We start from the raw sequence: 21,121 nt of genomic DNA on the forward strand, positions 1-21,121 counted from the left end.
TGACACTGCTCCCCGCCCCGGTGCCGACCGCCGCCCCTGGTCAGCGGGGCACCAAGGCTGGCAGGATCTCGCGCATGTCCAAGATGTTCCCCCGTATCGGCAGGCGCCGGGCCCTGCAGGGCGGCGCCGCCTCCCTCCTGGTGCTCGGGCTGCTGCTGGCGTGGCTGCGCCCCTGGGCCGAGGAGCCTCCAGGCGGGGCGATCACGTTCAGCACGGGCACGCGCGCCGGGGTCTACCACGAGTACGGCGAGCTCCTGCGCACCGAGATCGACCAGGACATGCCGGACCTGAGGGTGCGCCTGCTGACCAGCGCCGGGTCGCAGGAGAACGTCTCGGACGTGGCCACGGGCAAGGCCGACTTCGCGATCGCCGCGGCGGACGCGGTCGCCACGTACAAGCTCGACCACGGAGCGAGCGCCGGGCGGCTGCGCGGTATGGCCCGCCTGTACGACGACTACCTGCAGCTCGTCGTACCGCCGGACTCGGACATCCGCTCCGTCGCCGACCTGCGGGGCAAGCGCGTGGCCATAGGGCTGCCGAACTCCGGCGTGCGGCTGATCGCGAACGGGGTCCTCAAGGCGGCCGGGATCGACCCGGAGAAGGACATCAAGCCCTCCTCGGACGGCATCGACACCGGTCCCAAGCGGCTGGGGCACGGCCTCGACGCGTTCTTCTGGTCGGGTGGACTGCCCACGGACGGGCTCAGCCGCCTCGCCAAGAAATCGTCCTCCGCCTTCCGGTTCGTGCCGATCGACGCCGGGCTCGTGGCCAAGCTGCACGACCAGGGCGGTGCCACGCGGTACTACCGCGCCACCAAGATGCCGGAGTCGGCCTACCCAACGATCCAGCGCGGTGACCCGGTGCCGACCCTGGCGGTGTCCAACCTGCTGGTCACGCGCAGCGACATGGATCCCAGGCTCACCGAGTGGCTGACCCGTACGGTGATCGACAGCCGGGACGGCATCGGCGCGACCGTCCACTCCGCGCAGCTGGTCGACGTCCGCACGGCGATCTACACCGACCCGCTCCAGCTGCATCGCGGCGCCCAGCGCTACTACCAGTCCGTCAAACCGTAGGCCCCGACCTCGGCACCGTCACCGTCACCCGCAGCCCGTGCGGCTCGTGACGGTCGTACGCGATCGAACCGCCGCCCGCCGCGAGCAGCGCCCGCGAGATGGACAGCCCGAGGCCCGAGCCCTTGATGTTCTGGTGGCGGCTGCTGCGCCAGAAACGGTCACCGACGCGGGCCAGCTCCTCGTCGGTGAGGCCGGGGCCGTGGTCGGTGACGACGATGGTGGAGGTGTCGCCGTTGGAGGCGACGGTCACCTCGACGGTCTGGCCCTCGGGCGTGAACTTCACCGCGTTGTCGATGACGGCGTCCAGCGCGCTGGACAGCGCGACCGGGTCGGCCCACCCGGTGGTGGGCGGGCAGTCGCCGACCAGGCGTACACCCTTGGCCTCGGCGGTCGGGGCCCAGGCCGCGAGGCGTTCGGCGGCGAGCTCGCCGACGTCGGTGATTCTCAGGTCCGCCTCGGTGTGCTCGGCCAGCGCCAGATCCAGCAGATCGTCCAGGACCTGCGCGAGGCGCTTGCCCTCGGCCTGGACGGAGGCGATCTCCTTGTTGCCCTCGGGCAGCTCGAACGAGAGCAGCTCGATGCGCAGCAGCAGCGCCGCGAGCGGGTTGCGCAGCTGGTGCGAGGCGTCGGCGACGAAGGCGCGCTGCTGCTCGAGCACGTCCTCGACGTTGTCCGCCATCTCGTTGAACGACCGGGCCAGCCGCCTGAGTTCCGGCGGTCCGCCGGCGGCCGCGACCCGGGACTTGAGCCGGCCGGTGGCGATGTCGTGGGTGGTGGCGTCGAGGACGCGTACCGGCCGCAGGACCCAGCCGGTCAGCCGCAGGGCGGCGCCGACGGCCAGCAGCATCGCGGCGGCCTCGCCCGCGCCGATGACCAGCCAGCCGTGCAGGGTGCGCGAGCGCAGCTGGCCGGTGGGCGAGTCGGTGACGACGACCGCGACGACGTCACCGTCCCGGATCACCGGCGAGGCGACCACCAGGTTGTGGCGCTGCCAGGGCCAGACCTGCTTCGGGTCGTGGCTGCGGCGGCTGAGCAGCGCCTCGTCGAAGGCGTCGCGCACCTCGCCCTCTTCCGGCAGCGACCACCTGGCCGGTGCGTGAGCCATGGCACTGCCGCTGCGGTAGAAGACGCCGGCGCGAATGCCGTAGACGTCGTAGTAGCTGTCGAGTTCGCTGCTGAGCGTGGCCAGGCGTTCGTTCTCGAACGCGCCGACGGTGCCCGTGGGCGAGTCGGTGACGAACTGGGCGAGGGCGGCGAAGCGCGCGGTGTCGTCGATCCGGTCGACGACGACCTTCTGCTGCTGGGCCCCGGCCAGGCTGACGGCGAGCGGGACCCCGAGCGCGAGCAGCACGGCCGCCATCAGGATGATCAGCAGCGGGAGCAGACGAGTGCGCACCCGGCCCCGCTACCCGGCAGGCGCGACGAGCCGGTAGCCGACTCCGCGTACGGTCTCGATGAGGGCCGGCATGCGCAGCTTGGCGCGCAGGGACGCCACATGCACCTCGAGGGTGCGCCCGGTCCCCTCCCAGCTCGTCCGCCACACCTCGCTGATGATCTGCTCCCGGCGGAAGACCACCCCGGGCCGCTGAGCGAGCAGGGCCAGCAGGTCGAACTCCTTGCGGGTCAGCTGGATCACCGACCCGTCCACGCTGACCCGGCGGTTGGGCAGCTCGATGTGGACCGGGCCGAGCCGCAGTTCGGTCTCGATGCCGCTGGAGGTGTCCTCGTGGGAGGTGCGCCGGCTCACGGCGTGGATGCGCGCCAGCAGTTCCCCGGTGTCGTACGGCTTCACCACGTAGTCGTCGGCGCCGAGGTTGAGGCCGTGGATGCGCGAACGGACGTCGGACCGCGCGGTGACCATGATCACCGGGGTGCCGGTCCGCTTGCGGATCTTGCCGCAGACCTCGTACCCGTCCTGGTCGGGCAGGCCGAGGTCGAGGAGGACGACACCGAAGCAGTCGCTCTCGGGGACGAGTGCCTGGAGGGCCTCCTCACCGCTGCGCGCGTGCGTGACGTCGAACCCGTGCCGCGCCAGGACAGCCGACAGGGCGGCGGCGACGTGGTTGTCGTCCTCGACGAGCAGCAGTCTCATCCGGGCCCCCTTCGGTTCACTGGCCGTACGATCTACCTGTGTACAAAAACGCGTGCACGCGCGCGTGCACGCCTTGCAGTCACGCTGATGGATGAGGACGGCGTCAAGAGGGTTCCGGTTGCGGAGTGCTTCCGTTACCCGGCCGATATGAGCGCTGCTCACAAGTGCTACGACACGTGTCCGATTGCTATCGGATCGTGATGCTCAGATTCCCCTCAGATGTAATGACGCAGGTCGTAGAGGGTAACTACTGTCCTCCGAAACCGAGGAGGACGGAGCCTGAGAGCGATGACCGAAGTATCGGTGGCCAAGGAAGATGTGGCCGCGACCGGCGAACTGGTCGTCCTGAAGAGCGTCAACAAGCACTTCGGCGCGTTGCACGTACTCCAGGACATCGACCTGACGATCGCCCGCGGCGAAGTCGTCGTGGTCATCGGACCCTCCGGGTCCGGTAAGTCCACCCTGTGCCGCACCATCAACCGCCTGGAGACGACCGACTCCGGCACGATCACGATCGACGGCAAGCCGCTGCCCCACGAGGGCAGGGAGCTGGCCAAGCTCCGGGCCGACGTCGGAATGGTCTTCCAGTCCTTCAACCTCTTCGCGCACAAGACCGTGCTCGAGAACGTGATGCTCGGCCAGATCAAGGTCCGCAAGAAGGACAAGAAGGCGGCCGAGGAGCGGGCTCGGGCCCTGCTCGACCGGGTCGGCGTGGGCGCGCAGGCCGAGAAGTACCCCGCACAGCTCTCCGGCGGCCAGCAGCAGCGCGTCGCGATCGCGCGGGCGCTGGCCATGGAGCCGAAGGTCATGCTCTTCGACGAGCCGACCTCCGCGCTCGACCCCGAGATGATCAACGAGGTGCTGGAGGTCATGCAGCAGCTCGCCCGCGACGGCATGACCATGATCGTCGTCACCCATGAGATGGGCTTCGCACGATCGGCTGCAAACCGCGTGGTGTTCATGGCGGACGGCCGCATCGTCGAGGAGGCTGCGCCCGACCAGTTCTTCAGCAACCCGCGTAGTGACCGTGCCAAGGACTTCCTGTCGAAGATCCTGCACCACTGACGGCGGGTCGCGCCGGACGCGCCCTACGTCGCCCGCCCCTTGTGGGCCCGCATCTCTTCACCAGTCAAAGGATGTTCATCATGAAGCTCCGCAAGGTCACCGCCGCCTCGGCCACCGTGTTCGCTCTCGCCCTGACCGCCACCGCGTGCGGCGGCAACAACAGCACGGGCGGCGACTCCGGCTCTGATGGCGGCGGCAAGTCGATCACGGTCGGCATCAAGTTCGACCAGCCCGGCCTCGGCCAGAAGACGCCGCAGGGTTACGCCGGCTTCGACGTCGACGTCGCCACGTACGTCGCGAAGAAGCTCGGTTACAACGAGGACCAGATCGAGTGGAAGGAAGCGAAGAGCGCCGACCGCGAGACCATGCTGCAGCGTGGTGACGTCGACTTCATCGCCGCGACCTACTCGATCACCCCGGAGCGCCAGGAGAAGGTCGACTTCGCCGGTCCTTACCTGCTGGCTCACCAGGATGTGCTGGTCCGGTCCGACGACAACTCGATCAAGTCGCCGGCCGACCTCAACAACAAGAAGCTGTGCTCGGTGACCGGCTCGACCTCGGCGCAGAACGTCAAGGAGAAGCTGGCCCCGAAGGCCGACCTGCAGCAGTACCCGACCTACTCGGCCTGTCTGACCGGCCTGCAGAACGAGGCGATCGACGCGCTGACCACCGATGACTCGATCCTCGCCGGTTACGCCGCCCAGTCCCAGTTCAAGGGCAAGTTCAAGCTCGGCGGCTTCAAGATGACCAACGAGAACTACGGCATCGGTGTCAAGAAGGGCAGCGACCTCCAGGCCGACATCAACAAGGCCCTCGAGGCCATGGTGGCCGACGGTGCCTGGCAGAAGGCCGTGGACAAGAACCTCGGCCCGGCGAACTACAAGAACGAGCCCGCGCCGAAGATCGGCGACATCAAGAGCTGACGCAACAGCTGAGGCAACGCCTGACGGGTGCGCCGCCCTCCGGGGCGGCGCACCGGGGCATCCCTATACGCGGAAGCGCGGGAGATCGTGTTCGATTTTCTTAGTGACTACGACATCCTGGGAGCCTTCTGGACGACGGTGCAGCTCGCCCTGCTCTCCGCTGTCGGCTCCCTGATCTGGGGCACCCTGCTGGCCGCCATGCGCGTCGGCCCAGTGCCGCTGATGCGCGGTTTCGGGACCGCCTACGTGAACATCGTGCGGAACATCCCGCTGACCGTGATCATTCTGTTCACCTCGCTGGGCCTCTACCAGACGCTGAACGTCACTCTCGGCGCCGACAGGTCGGACACGGCCAACTTCCGGCTCGCCGTCCTCGGTCTGATCGTCTACACCTCGGCCTTCGTGTGTGAGGCGCTGCGGTCCGGCATCAACACGGTGCCGGTCGGGCAAGCTGAGGCGGCTCGCGCCATCGGTCTGAGCTTCTCGCAGGTGCTGTGGCTGGTCGTGCTGCCCCAGGCGTTCCGCTCGGCGGTCGGTCCGCTGACGAACGTCCTGATCGCGTTGACGAAGAACACCACGGTGGCCGCGGCGATCGGTGTGGCGGAAGCGGCGTTGCTGATGAAGGAGATGATCGAGAACGAGGCGCAGCTGCTGCTGATCTCGGCGATCTTCGCCTTCGGCTTCGTGGTGCTGACGCTGCCGACCGGTCTGATTCTCGGCTGGGTGGGCAAGAAGGTGGCGGTGAAGCGATGAGTTCCGTTCTCTATGACGCCCAGGGCCCCCGCGCCAAGCGGCGCAACATCCTGTGGACGGTCCTTTTCCTGGTGGCCTCCGCGGCTGTCCTGTGGTGGCTGTTCAGCACCCTCGAGGAAAAGGGTCAGCTCGAGTGGGTCCTGTGGGAGCCCTTCTTCACCGGCACCGAGGCTTGGTCGACGTATATCTGGCCGGGTCTGCTGAACACGCTGAAGGCGGCCGTGCTCGCCGTGATCATCGCGATGCCTCTGGGTGCGGTCTTCGGCATCGCGCGGCTGTCGGACCATGCCTGGATCCGGGTACCGGCCGGAATCGTGGTGGAGTTCTTCCGGGCCATCCCCGTGCTGATCCTGATGATCTTCGGGCTCGCCCTGTTCGCCCAGTACACGAACGTCTCGTCCGACGACCGTCCGCTGTACGCGGTCGTCACGGGTCTGGTGCTGTACAACGCCTCCGTCCTCGCCGAGATCGTCCGGGCGGGCATCCTGTCCCTGCCCAAGGGTCAGGCCGAGGCGGGCATGGCGATCGGTCTGCGCAAGGGCCAGGCGATGCGACTCATCCTGCTGCCGCAAGCGGTCACCGCGATGCTGCCGGCCATCGTCAGCCAGATGGTCGTGATCGTGAAGGACACCGCCCTCGGCGGCGCGGTCCTGACCTACTCCGAGCTGCTCGCCTCGGCAAGCACGATGAGCGGCTACTACGGCGCGAACACGATCGCCAGCTTCACGGTGGTAGCCGTCATCTTCATCGCGCTCAACTTCGCCCTCACGTCGTTCGCGAGCTGGCTGGAGCGCCGGCTGCGACGGGCGAAGAAGTCGACGGGCGCTGTCGTGGGCGTGGACGACCTGGCGACCGGCGGCACAGCCGGCGGGGGCGGCCCCGCCGCCACCTGACACTCAGTCATCCCACGTGACACGCTCAGGGGCAGTGGCATGATCGCCACTGCCCCTGGTCACTTGACGCAAGCACCGGCAATGGGTTGCATACGTTCTGTGATCGTGCACCCTGCTCCAACTTCGTGTTCACCTGCGTCCCTCGGGACGTCACCACGGGCAGGGGGCGCCGCGCCGTGGACCCGGTGATCGTCGTCGGAGCGGGGCCCGTCGGGCTCACGCTCGCCCTGGCGCTGGCGCGTCAGGAGGTGCCGTGCGTGGTGCTCGACGAGGGGCCGGGCAAGGACGAACCCCGTGCGTCGCGCACCGTGGTCCTCCGCGAGGACACCACCGCCCTCATCGAACGGCTGACCGGCGTCCCCCTGGACCGGATCGGCGCGCACTGGGCCGGATGGCGGTCCGTGCGGCGCAAGCAGGTGATGCGTGAGGTCTTTTTCGACGGCACCGAGCCCGTCCCGCTGCACATCGCCCAGCACGAGCTGACCGGCGCCCTGCGCGCGGCCCTCGCGGGCGAACCGCTCGTCAAGGTCGCGGTGGAAAGCCGGCTCGACGGCATGGAGCAGGAGTCCTCGGGCGTCACGGCCCACACCCGCGGCCCCAAGGGCACGTGGTGGCGCGGCAGTTACCTGGTCGGCTGCGACGGCCCCCGCTCGACCGTACGCAAGCTCCAGGACATCCGCTTCCCCGGCCGTACGGCGGTGGAACGTCACGCCGTCGCGGCACTGCGGACGGAACTGCCCTGGTACAACGAGGCGTTGCTGCACCGCATGCCACCGTGGCGCATGTCGGGCCCCTCGGCCGGCGAGGTCACCGCTCGCCCCCTGCCGGACGGCGTCTGGCGTCTGGACTGGCTCCTGCCGCCGGGAAAGGACCTGGTCACACCCGAGCTGCTGCTGACCCGCATCCGGGAGACCCTGGCGGGCTGGTCGGGCGGCACGACCCCGCCGTACGAGCTCCTGGACACCGGTGTGCACACCGTCCACCACCGGCTGGCCCGCCGCTGGCGCGCCGACCGCGTCTTCCTCGCCGGGGACGCGGCACACCTCCACGGCTCACTGGGCACGCACGGCCTGGACGAGGGGCTGCGGGACGCCGACAACCTCGCCTGGAAACTGGCCCTGGCCTGGCACCACGGACCGCACGAGGCACTCCTCGACAGCTACCAGACCGAACGCCGGGCGATCGTCGCGGCCCGGCTCCGCGCAGCCGACCAGGCCCTGCCACTGCTGCGCGGCGGCGGAGGCCTGCGCTCCTACGTCCCCGGCTCGGCCCGGGGCCACGACTCGCTCCTCACCGACGGCCACTTGGGGCACGGCCAGCTTGGCGCGCCGGGGGCGTACGCCGACTCGCCGCTCGCGCCCCCACCCCTCGAAGGAGAGGTCCCGGTCCGGACATCGCCCGGCTCGTCGGTCATCGACGTACGGGTCACCGCGGAGGACGGCACCTTCGTCCGGCTGCGGGACCGGCTCGGCCGCGGCGCGCTGCTCGTCGTCCTGATCGCCCCCGGCACGGGTGTGTGGGAGCGCAGGCACTGGGTGAGCGCCGGCATCATGCCCCAGCTCGCCGCCGCGGTCACGGCACTTCCGCACCACGCCGAGCTGCTGGTCGCCGAGAGCTATCCGGGCGCTGCCGCCCACACGGTGCTCCTGGTACGGCCCGACGGGCATCTCGTGACCGCACTGGGCGGAGTGCGCCCGGCCGATCTGTACACGGCGGCCGAGGCCGCGGTGGGCGGGCCGGTGAAGGCGCAGGCAGAGGCCGGTGCGTCGGCCGGCGCGCGCTGACCTCATGTGCCGGAGGGGGCGTGCTCTCTGTCACAGTGCGTCCGCATGGTGACAGTGAGTTGACCGGCCCGGACGGCCGTGGTGTACTCCGGTGCGTGACCGACACCTGTGTGCGCCTGTGGCGGAGGGTCCATATGGACCTCCTCCGCTATGCGGGCTGCGTGTGTCGCCCGTCCTGCTGACTTCGCATCCTTCTTTCCTCCGCGCGCGCCGAGCGCTTCCCGCCGGCCGACGCGCCTCTCGTGCGAACCCGCATCAGGACCTCCAGGACGGCACCCGTGTCTGTATCCCCCTCCGCATCCCCTTCCTCTGTCTCCACCTCCGTCTCCGTCGCCGCTTCCGGGCCCAGCCAGGCCGACCTCTTCGACTTCGTCCGGCGTACGGCCGCCGACACCGAGCTGATCGACTCCCTGCCACTCGACCCGGAAGGCCGCACCTGGGTGCGGCTGGAGGGGCCCGGCGGCAGTGAGGCCTGGCTGATCGGCTGGCCGCCCGGCACGGGCACCGGCTGGCACGACCACGCCGACTCCGTCGGGGCCTTTCTGACCGCGTCGGGCGAGCTCAAGGAGAACTCGCTCGCCGCGCGGCTGCCCACCGACGGCTGGAAGACCCTGGAGCTCTCCGACGGTGTGGACCGGGAGCGCCGGCTGCCGTCGGGCCAGGGCCGCGCTTTTGGCCGGCACCACGTCCACGAGGTGCTCAACGAGTCCCCCGAGCGGCACGCGATCTCCGTCCACGCCTACTATCCGCCCCTGCCGCAGATCCGCCGCTACAGCCGCAGCGGGCCGATCCTCCGGCTCGAGCAGGTGGAGCGGCCGGAGGACTGGCAGTGAGCGCCGGGGCGCACGAGCCGGTGAGCGGCGGCAGCGATGTCCAGCCTCCCCTCGGCATCGACGAGTTGCTGGAGCGTGTACGCGCGGGCTATGAGCGGATCGAGCCACAGGAGGCGTACGAGGCCGCCGAGGCCGGTGACGCACTGCTGGTGGACATCCGCTACGCGGCGCTGCGCGAGCGCGACGGCCTCATCCCCGGCGCACTCGTCGTCGAGCGCAACGAACTGGAGTGGCGACTCGACCCGCAGGGCAGCCACCGAGCTGCCGAGGCCACGAGCCACTCGCTGCGTGTCGTCGTGATCTGCAACGAGGGCTACGCCTCCAGCCTGGCGGCTCGGTCCCTGCACCAGTTGGGCCTGCACCGGGCCACCGACCTGGTCGGCGGGTTCCAGGCGTGGAAGGCGTCGGGGCTTCCGGTCGTGTGATCACACCGGAGAATTCGGACGGCTCGTCTGGGAAGCGACGCCTGTCTCAGAACGGCTCATCAGAAGTGCTCATCAGAACTGTTCGTCCCCGAGAAAGTCCGGGTCCTCGCCCTCCTCCTCCAGCGCCTGCCGGACCACGCGCAGGGCCATGCCCTCGGAGTAGCCCTTGCGGGCGAGCATGCCCGCGAGGCGGCGTAGTCGCTTGTCGCGGTCGAGCCCCCGGGTGGAGCGGAGCTTGCGCGCGACGAGTTCACGCGCGGTCGCCTCTTCCTGCTCGGGCTCGAGCTGGGAGACGGCCTCGTCGATCAGCGTCGAGTCCACGCCCTTGGTCCGCAGCTCCCGGGCGAGCGCACGCCGCGCCAGCCCCCGGCCGTGGTGGCGTGACTCCACCCAGGCGTCCGCGAAGGCGCTGTCGTTGATGAGGCCGACCTCTTCCAGCCTCGACAGCACCTCCTCGGCGGCGTCGTCCGGGATCTGCCGCTTGCGCAGGGCGTCGGCGAGTTGCTTACGGGTCCGCGGGGTCCCGGTGAGCAGGCGCAGGCAGATCGCCCGAGCCTGCTCGACCGGGTCCCCTGGAGGCTCCCCCTGCTCGGCCCTCGACAAGGAGGGGGAGCCTCCGTCTTCGGTAATCACCTCACCGAAGCCCTGCCGGCGACGTCCACGCCCGCGACGCGCCCCGCCGTCACGCGAGCCGTCCCTGCGTGAACCGCCCCGTCGTGAACCGCCTCCGTGTGAGCCCGCGCCAGGTGAGCCTGCACCGGGTGAGTCTCCGTCTTGGGAGCCGCCCCCGTACGGCCCCTCGTCCTCCCCGTACGGCCCTACGTCCTCCGTGTACGGCCCGTCGGTCCCGTACTCGCCGTCACCGTCCACGGCCGAGCCCGTGTCGTCTCCGGTGCCCCTCCCCCGCGGGGCACCGGAGGCGGCGTACTCGTACTCCGCCCAGTCGGTTCGTCGTGTCACGGTCAGCTCTTGGCTGTGGCGGCCTTGGACTTGGCGGTCTTGGCCGCTGCCGGGGCGGGCACCGCGGGCGCGGCGTCGGCCGGAGCGGCGGAGACCGCGGCGTCCGTGCCCGGCTCGGCGGCCGGCTCCTCGGGACGCACTCCGACGCCCAGCTTCTCCTTGATCTTCTTCTCGATCTCGTTGGCCAGGTCGGGGTTGTCCTTCAGGAAGTTGCGCGCGTTCTCCTTGCCCTGGCCGAGCTGGTCGCCCTCGTACGTGTACCAGGCGCCGGCCTTGCGGACGAAGCCGTGCTCCACGCCCATGTCGATCAGGCCGCCCTCGCGGCTGATGCCCTGGCCGTAGAGGATGTCGAACTCGGCCTGCTTGAAGGGCGGCGCGACCTTGTTCTTGACGACCTTGCAGCGGGTGCGGTTACCGACCGCCTCCGTGCCGTCCTTCAGGGTTTCGATGCGGCGGATGTCGATGCGCACCGACGCGTAGAACTTCAGCGCCCGGCCACCGGTCGTGGTCTCCGGGGAGCCGAACATCACGCCGATCTTCTCGCGGAGCTGGTTGATGAAGATCGCGGTGGTCTTGGACTGGTTGAGCGCGCTGGTGATCTTCCGCAGGGCCTGGCTCATCAGGCGGGCCTGCAGACCCACGTGGCTGTCACCCATCTCGCCCTCGATCTCCGCGCGCGGGACGAGCGCGGCGACGGAGTCGATGACGATGAGGTCGAGGGCGCCGGAGCGGACCAGCATGTCCACGATCTCCAGGGCCTGCTCGCCGTTGTCCGGCTGGGACAGGATCAGGTTGTCGATGTCGACGCCGAGCTTCTTCGCGTACTCGGGGTCGAGGGCGTGCTCCGCGTCCACGAAGGCGACCTGGCCACCGGACTTCTGCGCGTTCGCCACCGCGTGCAGGGTCAGGGTGGTCTTACCGGAGGACTCCGGTCCGTAGACCTCGACGACGCGGCCGCGCGGCAGGCCGCCCACGCCGAGGGCCACGTCGAGGGCGGTGGACCCGGTCGGGATGACCTCGATGGGCTCGTTGACCCGGTCGCCCATGCGCATGACCGCGCCCTTGCCGAATTGCCGTTCAATCTGTGCGAGCGCGGCATCCAGGGCCTTCTCGCGGTCGGTTCCTGCCATGGGTTCCACCCGATTTGCTTGAGTCGATCGCTTCACGTCAAAGACGCTAACGCCTGCCACTGACAATGCGCCCCGACGCACGTCCGGCCTGTGGATAACTCGGGCACTTCTCTACCCAAAGTACGTCGAAATGCTCACCGTTGAGCCGCGCCGGAGCTCCCATGAGAATGGATGTTCGATTTTCGTGTCAAGCGTGCCGGGCGACGGCAGCGGGTGCCACGTCGTGGCCCGGTCCACGGGGCGACGAGCTCAGGAGGAGCCCTTGCCGGGCCCTCCGCCCTCCCGGCCCTTCGGGTCCTTCGGGTCCTCCGGTCGCTCCGCACCCGGCCGCCGCGCCCACAGCCGCCGCGTGCGCGCTATCAGGCCCGGCCCCTCCCCCCGCCAGCGATGGCCGTGCACACGCGGGTCGTCCGTGACGTCGTAGCGCTTCACGTACGCCCCCAGGAAGGCCTGGAGCGTGGCGATGGCGGGGATGGCGATCAGCGCGCCGACCGCGCCGAGGAGCGCGGTGCCCGCGATGACCGAGCCGAAGGCGACCGCGGGGTGGATGTCGACGGTCTTCGAGGTCAGCTTGGGCTGCAGCACGTAGTTCTCGAACTGCTGGTAGACCACGACGAAGATCAGCACCCACAGCGCGTACCAGGGATCCACCGTGAACGCGATCAGCATGGGCAGGGCGCCCGCGAGATACGTGCCGATGGTGGGGATGAACTGCGACACCAGGCCCACCCACACGGCGAGCACGGGCGCGTACGGCACGTCCAGCAACTGCAGCAGGACGAAGTGCGCCGCGCCGGAGATCAGCGCCATCAGGCCGCGCGAGTAGATGTAGCCGCCGGTCTTGATCACGGCGATCTCCCAGGCGCGCAGCACCTCGGCCTGCCGCGCGGGCGGCAGGACGGAGCAGAGAGCGCGGCGCAGCCGGGGACCGTCAGCGGCGAAGTAGAACGAGAACAGCCCGATCGTCAGCAGCTGGAACAGGCCGCCGAGGACCTGGGCGGACACGTCCAGGACGCCTGTGGCGCTGTTCTGCACGTAGTTGCGCAGCCAGTCGGAGCGGAGCACACCCTCCTGGATGTCCACGCGCTTCAGGTCGGTCTTGAAGTGTGTGTTGATCCAGTGGATGACGGAGTCGAGGTACTCCGGGAAGCCCTCGATCATCTTGATGATCTGGTCCGCGAGGATGGAGCCGAGCAGGGTGACGAAGCCCGCCGACACGATCACCACGCCGATGAAGACGATGAACGCGGCCAGTCCTCTGCGGATGCCGCGCGAGGCCATCCAGCCCACCGCCGGTTCGATGGCGAGCGCCAGGAAGAACGCGATGAGGATGTTGATCAGCAGGCCGGTGACCTGGTGGAAGGCCCAGCTGCCCAGCTGGAACGCGGCGACGAGGGCGAGCGCGAGCACCATGGCGCGCGGCAGCCAGCGCGGCATGCGGCCGTTCGGCCCGGTGGTTCCGCCGGCGGCGGGGGGTCCGGTCGGCGGCGTCGTACCGAACGGGGAGGACTGCCGGGCTTCCTGCCCGCTCTCGTCAATGGGTGCCACGGACTAAGTCTCACCCACGCCACCGACAGCCGTCTGCCCGCCTGCGATCTTCGTGACCCGGCAGCGATCTTTTGACCCTTCAACCGTCCGCTCGACCGGTCAAGGGCCTCCGTCGGCGGTCGGTCAGCGCCTTTCCCGGGGCACGTCCATGACCCCGCAGACCACCTGCCAGACTTCCTTGGCGTCCCAGCCGGCCGCCAGCGCCTCGTGCACGGTGCGCCCGCCGAGCTCCGACATCACGTGGTCGCGCGCGAAGGTTTCGGCGTAGCCCGGACCGAAGTGCTCCGCCATCCGCTGCCAGAAGACCGTCAACCGCATGAATTCCGCTCCATACACACCTTGACCTGCATGTTTCCCACCTCTCACGCACCCGCACGACCGTCGGGGGGCCAGGGAGTTCGCCTCCCCGCTGAACCAAGCATCCATGGCGGCGCGACCTCGCCTGCCCGCGTCGGGCATGAAGTGCGTGTATGTACGCAGAGTAGAGCCAGCGTCGGCGTGCTCGCGCTCAAGGAAATCGCCCGGGTGAGGTATCGTCCGCCGCGGTTCCGGCCGATGACGGGCCGGAGTCGGAGATGGCGGGCCGGAGTCAGACAGGACGACTCATGGCCTCGAAGACGGAACGCTCGGGCGGCAGAAAGCGTGATTCGAATGCCACGCGGGCCACACTGCTCGGCGCTGCCCGCGACCTGTTCGCCCGCCACGGATATGACGCGGTGACCGTTCGGGACACAGGAGAGCATGCCGGCGTCGATGCCTCCCTGATCGCGCGGTATTTCGGCAGCAAGGCCGCCTTGTACCGGGCGGCGGTGGACGAGGACAGTCGGAACGCCCGCCTGATATCGCCGCTCGCCAACCGACTGGCGGCCGAGGGTGCCGACGATCCGACCGGTCGGGCCGAGGTCCTGATCTCCTGCTTGATCGGCGTCATCGCCCTGCGCACGAGCACCGGCTTCGAGCGCCTGTCGGCCATGAGACCTGAAGAGAGCGGTGCCATCCTCGAGGCCGCCGCGCAGACGCACACCGAGGCCACACAGCCTGTGCCCGGCTCCGCCGCCAAGGAAGCCTAGGAGCCGGACAGTGAGGTGACGTCAGGCTGCGAGCCTGTTAGAAACCGCCTGGGCGTGAGGGCGGATCGGCATCCCCGGCGAAGGCAGCGAGGTTGGCTTCGAGGCGTTCGAGGGCGGCGAGAGTCTCGCCGCGTTCAGGGTCGGTGAGGTCACCGGCGGCGTATTCCTCGAGGCGGGCCCACAGGTCTTCGACTTGTCGGCGCAGGGCCTGGCTGGCGGCGGTGGGTTCGACCAGGACCGAGCGTTTGTCACTGGTGGAGCGCACGCGGCGTACGAAGCCGGCCTTCTCCAGGCGCTGGATGGTGCGGGTCATGGTGGCGGCGTCGGCGCCGACGTGCCGTGCCAGGTCTGTCTGGCGCACCCGGCCGCGGTCCCACAGCTGCATCATGACCAGTTCCTGGGCCGGGTGCAGACCGACCTCGCGCAGGAGCTGGCCGGCGAGCATGCGGTGCAGGCGGGCCACCCGGAAGATCGCGTGGCTGATGGGCCCGCGGCGTGCGGCCTCGGGCAGTTCCCCGGTCTCGGGGACCTGGGGCGTTGCCTCGGTTTCCATGGCGCCTTCTGCTTTCTCCCGTGCGGCCGTTCTTGCCGGGGCCGTACGCGGCAGTCGGCGATGCGGTGCCGACTGCCGCGTACGGACCATGGCCCGGATTCAGAGGGCACAGCGTATGTGCTGCTCAGCTGTGGCGTGCCCGGCGGGCTCGGGTCCGTGGCCGAGCGTCAGCCGCGTGCCGCCTCCAGCGCGGGGTAGTCGGTGAAGCCCTTCTCGTCGCCGCCGTAGAAGGTGGCGGGGTCCGGGGTGTTGAACGGGCCGTCCTGGGCCAGGCGGGCGGGCAGATCGGGGTTGGCCAGGAAGAGGGCGCCGTAGGCGAGCAGGTCGGTGGTGCCGTTCTCGACGAGTTCCAGCTCGGCCGGTCCGGTGGGCTCCTGGCCGGTGAAGGGGTTGAGGATGAAGGCCGTCGGCCATGCCTTGCGCAGCCGGAGCGTCAGGTCACGTACACCGGGGGCCTCCAGCTGGTGCAGGTAGGCGAGGTTCAGCGGGGCGAGGGCCTCGACCAGGGCGGTGTAAGTGGCCTCTGTGTCGACCGTGTCGGACTCGTCGATGTCGTTGTACGGGTTGCCCGGGGAAAGGCGGAAGCCGAGCTTGTCGGCTCCGATGGCTTCGGCGACGGCCTTGGTGGTCTCGACGGCGAAGCGGATGCGCTTTTCCGGGCTGCCGCCCCATGCGTCGGTGCGCTGGTTGCTGTTCGGAGCGAGGAACTGGTGGATGAGGTACCCGTTGGCGCCGTGCAGTTCGACGCCGTCGAAGCCGGCCTCGATGGCGTTGCGGGCGGCGGTGGCGTACTCGTCGATGGTGACGCGGATCTCGGCGTCGCTCAGTTCGTGCGGGGTGACGAAGTCCTGGGGGCCTTCGTGGGTGTACACCTGCCCGGTGGCCGCGACGGCGGAGGGGCCGACGGGCTGCAGGCCCATCAGTGTCGGGTGCCCGACCCGTCCGGTGTGCATGATCTGCAGGTAGATCACGCCACCCCGGGCATGTACCGCGTCGGTCACCTGACGCCAGGCCGCGACCTGCCCGGCGGTGTGAATGCCGGGGGTGTCGGGGTAGCCCTGGCCGACCCTTGAGGGCTGGACGCCCTCGGTGACGATCAGCCCGGCCGAGGCGCGCTGCGCGTAGTAGTCGGCCATCAACGGCATGGGGCTCTGGCCGGGGCCATAGGCGCGGCTCCGGGTCATCGGCGCCATCACCAGGCGGTTGGCCAGGCGCTTGCCACCCAGCTCGTAGGGCTCGAATGCCTTCGACATCGTCATCTCTTTTCGAGGGAAGGGAGTCTGTCCAGACGGCTGTATGGGATCCCAGCCGCGCATTACTTGTCCGAACAGGTAAATGCCGCACAGCCTTCCCTGCCCCTAGCGTGATCTGCATCACAGGCGTTTTGACACTGGTGGTACGTACAGACGGTTCCACTCAAAAGGGCGGGCGGCGATCGAGCTTCAAGGGGAGCGCTTCATTGACTGCCCGGACAATGAAAGTCTCACCCGGACGACTCCTCGAACCCTGCGCGCGCCCTGCAGCGCCTCAGCCGTGCAGCCCTTGCAGCACCACTTCCAAGTAGCGGCGCCCGGACTCCAGGCGCGCCTGCTGGTCGTCGGCATGGATGTTGGCGGCGAAGGCGATCCCGCACATGAGCGGCAGCAGGTCGTCCCAGGTGACCACGGTGCGAACGGCGCCTGCCGCACGTGCGCGGTCGAGCAGCCGACCGGCGAGCGAGTCGAGCTCAGTGGCCAGCTCCTCGGTGCGGGGCAGGACGCGAGCCGGAGCCGCGCGCACGATCGTGAGCGAGGGGTCGGTCAGCTGCGCCTCCAAGGTGACGTCGAGGAAGCCGGTCAAGGCCGTCCAGGGGTCCTCCTCGGTCAGCGCCCGTTCCGCGCGGGCGACCAGCGCTTCCAGGCCCGGCGCCGCCACGGTCTCCATCAGCGCCTCAGGCGTCGGGAAGTGCCGGTAGACGGTGGCCACCCCCACGCTTGCGAGTCGGGCGACGTCGTTGAGCTGCAGCGGGGTGCCGTCGTCGACGAGCCGCCGAGCCACGTCGACGATGCGCTGCCGGTTGCGGGCAGCGTCCTTCCGTATCGGTGCACTGGTCATTCGGACAGCATAAACGGATGAACTATCCGGATCATGTACGGTGAAGTGGATAGGTCATCCGTTTCATTGAGGCGCCCCCGCCAAGGAGGAATCACCGTGCCGTTCACCGTCGCCGACGTGCCGCACCTGCCCGCCGGGTTCTCCGACACGTTCACCAGCCACACCGTCGAGACCACCGAGCTGACCCTGCACGCCGTGGTCGGCGGCGACGGGCCGCCGCTGCTGCTTCTGCCCGGCTGGCCCCAGTTCTGGTACAGCTGGCGGCTGGTCATGCCCGCACTGGCCGAGCACTTCACCGTCATCGCCCCCGACCTCCGCGGCATGGGCGCCAGCGACAAGCCCGCCACCGGCTACGACGCCGCCCGACTCGCCGACGACACAGCCGAGTTGATGACCGCCCTGGGCCACGATCGCTTCGCCGTCGTCGGCTACGACCTGGGCATGCTGGTCGGCTACGCCCTGGCCGCCGGCCACCGTGACCGCGTCACCCGCTTCGTCGGCGCCGAGTCGATCCTTCCCGGCCTCTCGCCGTCCCCGCCGCTGCTGTCGGACCCGGCCACCAACGAGTTCCTGTGGCACTTCGCCTTCAACCGGCTCGCGGACATCAACGAGCGCATGGTCGCGGGCCGCGAGGAGATCTACTTCGGCCACACCTTCACGTCCAAGACGGCCGACCCGCCATCCCGCAGCACGTCATCGACGTCTACGTCGACCAGCTGCGCGACCTGGACGCCCTGCGCGCCAGCTTCGAGTACTACCGGACCCTCGACACCTCCGCCGAGCACATCCTGCGGCGGCGCGACGCGGGGCCGCTGTCCATCCCGGTCCTGGCGATAGGCGGTCAGCACAGCACCGGCAGCATGCCGGAGGAGACCATGCGTATGGTGGCCACGGACGTCACCGGACTGGTCATCCCCGGAGCCGGCCACTTCCTGCCCGAGGAGACGCCGGAAGAACTCGGCAAGGCAGTGCTGGACTTCCTGCGCTGACCAGGCGATCCCGCCCCGTGCGACGAGAGGCCGCCGGAATTCGGCCACACGCCATGGGGGAAGCACCGCCCTGCAGGCCTGGGCGCGCAGCGTCGTCCACCTGTCACACGGCCAGGGCCAGACCGGCGGCTGGGGATTCGGAATGGCGGTGCGTACCTACCGCGGTGACTACGCTCCCATAGGCCAGTTCGGCTGGGACGGCGGAGCCGGCACCACGACCTACGCCGATCCGGCCCGTTATTTCTGACAGCGACTGGCTTCGCCACGGCTACTCCGACTTCCTGGCCCTCGGAGAGGTTCGCAAGGTGTGTATCGAGGGGGACGCTCCGAGCCCAGGACACGTGGCGGGTGGTGACCTCGGGCAGCCGGAGGCGGAACTGAGAAGCCATCCCTGGACCCGGCTCCACCGCGATGACGTGTGCACCACGAGCATGGAGGAGAGCGGTCGCCATTCCGGTGCCAGCACCGATGTCCCCGACTCGGGCGCCAATTAAGGGGCGGTTGGCGAGTTCTTCGAGTGCGTTGAGCAGAGCAGGCGGATAGGACGGGCGGTTTGCCGCGTAGCTGGCGGCGTCCTTGTCGAGGAACGGGCCTGAGAGGTAGTCGTCATGCAGTCGTCTTCGTTGGCGGACGGTGCCTGACGCAGCGCTTTACTGCCGCTTCCGGACTCGGTGCCGGTCTCGATGATGGTGCGGTTGAAGGTGCGGCGGTCGGCTACACGGACTTCAGAGGTTCCTTGAAGGACTTGCGGAATACCGGCCCTGCGAGGGGAATGATCGGCGACAGCACCTTCGCCTTGAGCGAGCTGGGATGCCGTTCGAGCTTGACGTCGATGCGGGTGCCGTCGTCCGTGGGCGTCATCTGGAAGTCCCACCCACCCGACCCGAAGGGTGTCGAGTCATGCGTGGTGACGGTGACCCTGTTGTGTGACGGATCCCATTCATAGCGTGCGTGCTCCCACGACTTGTCATTCCCTTCAGTGACCTCAGCCCAGGTGTCGCCCCTTTCGTGGACCTGGAAGTGCTCGGCGTCGATGGAAGGCCACTGTTCGACTCGCGAAGGGCTGAAGTTGGTCAGTACCCCCATCACCTCGGAGGGGGTCATCGAGGAGTTCAGATGGAAGTGCAGGGATGGCATGACCTGCTCCTTGGTTCGAGAGTGCGGAATCGTCAAGGTCCATCTCTCAGCATGCGCCCCGGACTGCTCCCGCGCACCAGCTTGTCGGTGCGCAGACGGCATGCTGATCATCGGCTCAGGCTCGCGGGGAAGCGTCGCCGCGCTGCGGGCGGCGGAGAGGGGATAGTGGGTCGGCGATCTGGGATCGGGCGGTCGATGGAGTGACGAGGAGGTTCCAAGGACGCGACGGACCTGCGGCTGGATCATGATCGCCGTCGGTGTTGCGCTCGCTCCGCTGTTCCGGGTCGCCGTGGCCCTCTACTGCGACGGCAAGGGGCTGCAGGGAGACGCGCCTCCTGCCGGCTGAAGCCAGGTGTGGCAAACGTCGGGCTACCGCTTCTGGCGCACGATGCCGTCGCCGGGCTTCGAGGTCTGCGGCGTGGCCGGGCGGACCGAACGGACCGAACGGCTGGACCCGCCACGAACGGGCGATGCGCGTCCGGGGTGCTGCCCAGGTTGCGGCACCGGCCGGCTGCTTTTTGGAGGGGACGACGCCGGCACACCGATCTGCCGAGATTGCGCCCGCATCGTCCGAGACTTCGCGCCGCCGTCCCGACGGTGCGGCATCCCGGCGGCGGCGCCTGCGGGGGTGTATCCAGTAGGTATGGCTCTTCGGGGACTCCGCGCAGATCACCGTCTGCCGCACGAGCCCCGGCGCATCCTGCTTGTCGTGCCGATCGCGCTGATCGCGGTCGTGACGGTGGTCGACATCCTTGCTCCGCCCAGTGTTCACCTGGGCCCGTTCCTCGTCGCCGCCCCCGCCGTGACGGCGTCGTTCGCCGGTCCCCGCACCACCGGCTGCGTCGGCGCCCTCGCCGTACTGGCGCAGGCCCTGGTCGCAATCGTGCGCACCAGCCTGGTCGACCTGAACCACGTCGTCCAGCTCATCGCACTGATCCTGATCTCTACGTTCGTGACTCTCTTCGCCTACTGGCGGGAACGCCGTGAGACTGAGCTGGCCCAGCTGCGTTCAGTCGCCAAGGCCGCGCAGGGCGTGGTGCTCAGACCGCTGCCACAACGGATCGGCACGCTGCGCCTGGCCTCCGTCTACCTGTCCGCCGAGCGCGAGGCACAGATCGGCGGCGACCTCTACGCCGCAGCCCGTACGACGCGCGGTACCCGCATCGTGATCGGGGACGTCCGGGGAAAGGGCCTCGAAGCGGTCGGGGACGCCGCCCTCCTGCTCGGCGCCTTCCGCAGCGCCGCCCACCGCCAGGCGGACCTGGCCGACCTCGTCGCCTTCCTGGAGGGCACCGTCTCCTCGGATCTGGACGACCCGGTCGCCCCCGACGACGAGACCGAGGATCTGGGCGAAGCCTTCGTCACCGCCGCTGTGCTGGACGTGCCGGACGACGATCCCTCCCTGCATCTGATCAACTGCGGGCACCCTCCTCCCCTGCTGCTGGGCGGGGGCCGGATCCGTCTGCTGGAGGTGAGCCGGCCTGCGCCGCCCCTGGGACTCACCGAGTTCGTGCACACCGAACTCTCTCCGCAGCGGTTCGCCTTCGGGACCGGCGACATCGTCCTGCTCTACACGGACGGTGTGATCGAGGCCCGCGACCGCGACGGCACCTTCTACCCGCTCGCTCAACGACTGGAGCAGCTGGTCGGCAGCCGGGCCACGGAGCCCGAGGCATTGCTGTCCCGCTTGTGCGCGGACCTTCTGAAGCACGCCGGCGGGCACTTGGGGGACGATGCCGCCATGGTGGCGCTCCAGCGACTGCCGGATCCCTCATAAAGGGACACGCCTCTGACCA

General features: G+C 69.3%; 22 protein-coding genes and 2 pseudogenes. 13 read left to right on the forward strand and 11 right to left on the reverse strand.

The genetic code is table 11. The annotated features are described in order from the left end of the window. The first annotated feature begins 74 nt into the window (after positions 1–74). The gene (locus ACIBK5_RS39595; protein WP_399027679.1) at positions 75–1,076 is read left to right on the forward strand and encodes a TAXI family TRAP transporter solute-binding subunit; all 1,002 of its coding nucleotides are present in this window, start codon (positions 75–77) and stop codon (positions 1,074–1,076) included. On the opposite strand, the gene ACIBK5_RS39600 is transcribed toward ACIBK5_RS39595, so the two are convergent. Then, positions 1,066–2,472 (reverse strand): sensor histidine kinase, encoded by a 1,407-nt coding sequence (locus ACIBK5_RS39600; protein ID WP_399027681.1) that lies wholly within the window; start codon positions 2,470–2,472, stop codon positions 1,066–1,068. The two genes, ACIBK5_RS39595 and ACIBK5_RS39600, sit on opposite strands and share 11 nt — an antisense overlap. Before the next feature lie 9 nt (positions 2,473–2,481). Beyond that, complete coding sequence (locus tag ACIBK5_RS39605; protein ID WP_399027683.1) at positions 2,482–3,168, reverse strand: response regulator transcription factor; 687 nt, start codon at positions 3,166–3,168, stop codon at positions 2,482–2,484. Positions 3,169–3,456: 288 nt separating this feature from the next. Between ACIBK5_RS39605 and ACIBK5_RS39610 the strand changes: the two genes are divergently transcribed. The 8 genes from ACIBK5_RS39610 (at position 3,457) to ACIBK5_RS39645 (ending at position 9,844) form a co-directional block, all read left to right on the forward strand. Continuing rightward, positions 3,457–4,233 carry an amino acid ABC transporter ATP-binding protein gene (locus ACIBK5_RS39610; protein ID WP_399027685.1) on the forward strand — a complete coding sequence of 259 codons (777 nt, stop codon included), beginning with the start codon at positions 3,457–3,459 and terminating at the stop codon, positions 4,231–4,233. 80 nt (positions 4,234–4,313) lie between these two features. Beyond that, on the forward strand, positions 4,314–5,156 hold the full coding sequence (locus ACIBK5_RS39615) for a glutamate ABC transporter substrate-binding protein (protein WP_399027687.1): 843 nt from the start codon (positions 4,314–4,316) through the stop codon (positions 5,154–5,156). A gap of 87 nt (positions 5,157–5,243) precedes the next feature. Further along, entirely contained in the window at positions 5,244–5,909 is a 666-nt protein-coding gene (locus ACIBK5_RS39620; protein WP_399027689.1) for an amino acid ABC transporter permease, read from the forward strand. Then, on the forward strand, positions 5,906–6,802 hold the full coding sequence (locus tag ACIBK5_RS39625) for an amino acid ABC transporter permease (protein WP_399027691.1): 897 nt from the start codon (positions 5,906–5,908) through the stop codon (positions 6,800–6,802). The genes ACIBK5_RS39620 and ACIBK5_RS39625 overlap by 4 nt, the downstream gene beginning before the upstream one ends. Before the next feature lie 176 nt (positions 6,803–6,978). After that, the gene (locus tag ACIBK5_RS39630) at positions 6,979–8,586 is read left to right on the forward strand and encodes an FAD-dependent monooxygenase (RefSeq protein WP_399027693.1); all 1,608 of its coding nucleotides are present in this window, start codon (positions 6,979–6,981) and stop codon (positions 8,584–8,586) included. Positions 8,587–8,696: 110 nt separating this feature from the next. After that, positions 8,697–8,768 (forward strand): putative leader peptide, encoded by a 72-nt coding sequence (locus tag ACIBK5_RS39635; protein WP_310851512.1) that lies wholly within the window; start codon positions 8,697–8,699, stop codon positions 8,766–8,768. A 96-nt stretch (positions 8,769–8,864) separates the two neighbouring features. Further along, a complete protein-coding gene (locus tag ACIBK5_RS39640; protein WP_399027695.1) occupies positions 8,865–9,419 on the forward strand; it encodes a cysteine dioxygenase in 555 nt (184 codons plus the stop codon). Further along, positions 9,416–9,844 carry a rhodanese-like domain-containing protein gene (locus ACIBK5_RS39645; RefSeq protein WP_399027697.1) on the forward strand — a complete coding sequence of 143 codons (429 nt, stop codon included), beginning with the start codon at positions 9,416–9,418 and terminating at the stop codon, positions 9,842–9,844. The genes ACIBK5_RS39640 and ACIBK5_RS39645 overlap by 4 nt, the downstream gene beginning before the upstream one ends. Positions 9,845–9,916: 72 nt before the next feature. Here ACIBK5_RS39645 and recX read toward each other — a convergent pair whose 3' ends face one another. From recX to ACIBK5_RS39665, 4 genes are all read right to left on the reverse strand, one after another. After that, positions 9,917–10,804 (reverse strand): recombination regulator RecX, encoded by an 888-nt coding sequence (gene recX / locus ACIBK5_RS39650; protein WP_399027698.1) that lies wholly within the window; start codon positions 10,802–10,804, stop codon positions 9,917–9,919. Between the two features lie 2 nt (positions 10,805–10,806). Then, positions 10,807–11,934, reverse strand: coding sequence for a recombinase RecA (gene recA / locus ACIBK5_RS39655; protein ID WP_399027700.1), 1,128 nt, complete (start codon positions 11,932–11,934; stop codon positions 10,807–10,809). Between the two features lie 249 nt (positions 11,935–12,183). After that, positions 12,184–13,482, reverse strand: a complete 1,299-nt coding sequence (locus tag ACIBK5_RS39660; protein ID WP_399027702.1) for an AI-2E family transporter — start codon at positions 13,480–13,482, stop codon at positions 12,184–12,186. Between the two features lie 123 nt (positions 13,483–13,605). Then, complete coding sequence (locus ACIBK5_RS39665; protein ID WP_399027704.1) at positions 13,606–13,800, reverse strand: DUF3046 domain-containing protein; 195 nt, start codon at positions 13,798–13,800, stop codon at positions 13,606–13,608. A gap of 287 nt (positions 13,801–14,087) precedes the next feature. Between ACIBK5_RS39665 and ACIBK5_RS39670 the strand changes: the two genes are divergently transcribed. Next, positions 14,088–14,552: a helix-turn-helix domain-containing protein gene (locus tag ACIBK5_RS39670; RefSeq protein ID WP_399027706.1), complete on the forward strand. Its 465-nt coding sequence runs from the start codon at positions 14,088–14,090 to the stop codon at positions 14,550–14,552. A gap of 37 nt (positions 14,553–14,589) precedes the next feature. Here ACIBK5_RS39670 and ACIBK5_RS39675 read toward each other — a convergent pair whose 3' ends face one another. From ACIBK5_RS39675 to ACIBK5_RS39685, 3 genes are all read right to left on the reverse strand, one after another. Further along, positions 14,590–15,105 carry a MarR family winged helix-turn-helix transcriptional regulator gene (locus tag ACIBK5_RS39675; protein ID WP_399027708.1) on the reverse strand — a complete coding sequence of 172 codons (516 nt, stop codon included), beginning with the start codon at positions 15,103–15,105 and terminating at the stop codon, positions 14,590–14,592. A gap of 167 nt (positions 15,106–15,272) precedes the next feature. Further along, the gene (locus ACIBK5_RS39680; RefSeq protein WP_399027709.1) at positions 15,273–16,358 is read right to left on the reverse strand and encodes an alkene reductase; all 1,086 of its coding nucleotides are present in this window, start codon (positions 16,356–16,358) and stop codon (positions 15,273–15,275) included. Between the two features lie 274 nt (positions 16,359–16,632). Continuing rightward, a complete protein-coding gene (locus tag ACIBK5_RS39685; RefSeq protein WP_399027711.1) occupies positions 16,633–17,199 on the reverse strand; it encodes a TetR/AcrR family transcriptional regulator in 567 nt (188 codons plus the stop codon). 96 nt (positions 17,200–17,295) lie between these two features. Between ACIBK5_RS39685 and ACIBK5_RS39690 the strand changes: the two genes are divergently transcribed. Together ACIBK5_RS39690 and ACIBK5_RS39695 are read left to right on the forward strand one after the other, a co-directional pair. Beyond that, entirely contained in the window at positions 17,296–18,036 is a 741-nt protein-coding gene (locus ACIBK5_RS39690; RefSeq protein ID WP_399027713.1) for an alpha/beta fold hydrolase, read from the forward strand. Positions 18,037–18,261: 225 nt separating this feature from the next. Next, a pseudogene (locus tag ACIBK5_RS39695) lies at positions 18,262–18,420 on the forward strand (serine hydrolase); the annotation flags it as partial. Positions 18,421–18,541: 121 nt separating this feature from the next. On the opposite strand, the pseudogene ACIBK5_RS39700 reads toward ACIBK5_RS39695, so the two are convergent. Together ACIBK5_RS39700 and ACIBK5_RS39705 are read right to left on the reverse strand one after the other, a co-directional pair. Beyond that, positions 18,542–18,798, reverse strand: a pseudogene (locus ACIBK5_RS39700) (class I SAM-dependent methyltransferase); the annotation flags it as partial. A 104-nt stretch (positions 18,799–18,902) separates the two neighbouring features. Next, positions 18,903–19,325, reverse strand: coding sequence for a hypothetical protein (locus ACIBK5_RS39705; RefSeq protein WP_399027715.1), 423 nt, complete (start codon positions 19,323–19,325; stop codon positions 18,903–18,905). 643 nt (positions 19,326–19,968) lie between these two features. On the opposite strand from ACIBK5_RS39705, the gene ACIBK5_RS39710 reads away from it, so the two are divergent. Further along, a complete protein-coding gene (locus ACIBK5_RS39710) occupies positions 19,969–21,102 on the forward strand; it encodes a PP2C family protein-serine/threonine phosphatase (RefSeq protein ID WP_399027717.1) in 1,134 nt (377 codons plus the stop codon). The last annotated feature ends 19 nt before the right edge of the window (positions 21,103–21,121 follow it).

The sequence above is a fragment of the Streptomyces sp. NPDC050546 genome, from assembly GCF_044457425.1.
GTDB lineage: Bacteria > Actinomycetota > Actinomycetes > Streptomycetales > Streptomycetaceae > Streptomyces.

What these genes read in the sequence shown, in the direction of transcription:
- ACIBK5_RS39605 (WP_399027683.1), bottom strand. Translation starts at nt 3,168, where the DNA reads ATGAGACTGCTGCTCGTCGAGGACGACAACCACGTCGCCGCCGCCCTG.
- ACIBK5_RS39595 (WP_399027679.1), top strand. Translation starts at nt 75, where the DNA reads ATGTCCAAGATGTTCCCCCGTATCGGCAGGCGCCGGGCCCTGCAGGGC.
- ACIBK5_RS39625 (WP_399027691.1), top strand. Translation starts at nt 5,906, where the DNA reads ATGAGTTCCGTTCTCTATGACGCCCAGGGCCCCCGCGCCAAGCGGCGC.
- ACIBK5_RS39610 (WP_399027685.1), top strand. Translation starts at nt 3,457, where the DNA reads ATGACCGAAGTATCGGTGGCCAAGGAAGATGTGGCCGCGACCGGCGAA.
- recA (WP_399027700.1), bottom strand. Translation starts at nt 11,934, where the DNA reads ATGGCAGGAACCGACCGCGAGAAGGCCCTGGATGCCGCGCTCGCACAG.
- ACIBK5_RS39710 (WP_399027717.1), top strand. Translation starts at nt 19,969, where the DNA reads ATGGCTCTTCGGGGACTCCGCGCAGATCACCGTCTGCCGCACGAGCCC.
- ACIBK5_RS39665 (WP_399027704.1), bottom strand. Translation starts at nt 13,800, where the DNA reads ATGCGGTTGACGGTCTTCTGGCAGCGGATGGCGGAGCACTTCGGTCCG.
- ACIBK5_RS39705 (WP_399027715.1), bottom strand. Translation starts at nt 19,325, where the DNA reads ATGCCATCCCTGCACTTCCATCTGAACTCCTCGATGACCCCCTCCGAG.
- ACIBK5_RS39685 (WP_399027711.1), bottom strand. Translation starts at nt 17,199, where the DNA reads ATGACCAGTGCACCGATACGGAAGGACGCTGCCCGCAACCGGCAGCGC.
- ACIBK5_RS39615 (WP_399027687.1), top strand. Translation starts at nt 4,314, where the DNA reads ATGAAGCTCCGCAAGGTCACCGCCGCCTCGGCCACCGTGTTCGCTCTC.
- ACIBK5_RS39680 (WP_399027709.1), bottom strand. Translation starts at nt 16,358, where the DNA reads ATGTCGAAGGCATTCGAGCCCTACGAGCTGGGTGGCAAGCGCCTGGCC.
- ACIBK5_RS39675 (WP_399027708.1), bottom strand. Translation starts at nt 15,105, where the DNA reads ATGGAAACCGAGGCAACGCCCCAGGTCCCCGAGACCGGGGAACTGCCC.
- ACIBK5_RS39670 (WP_399027706.1), top strand. Translation starts at nt 14,088, where the DNA reads ATGGCCTCGAAGACGGAACGCTCGGGCGGCAGAAAGCGTGATTCGAAT.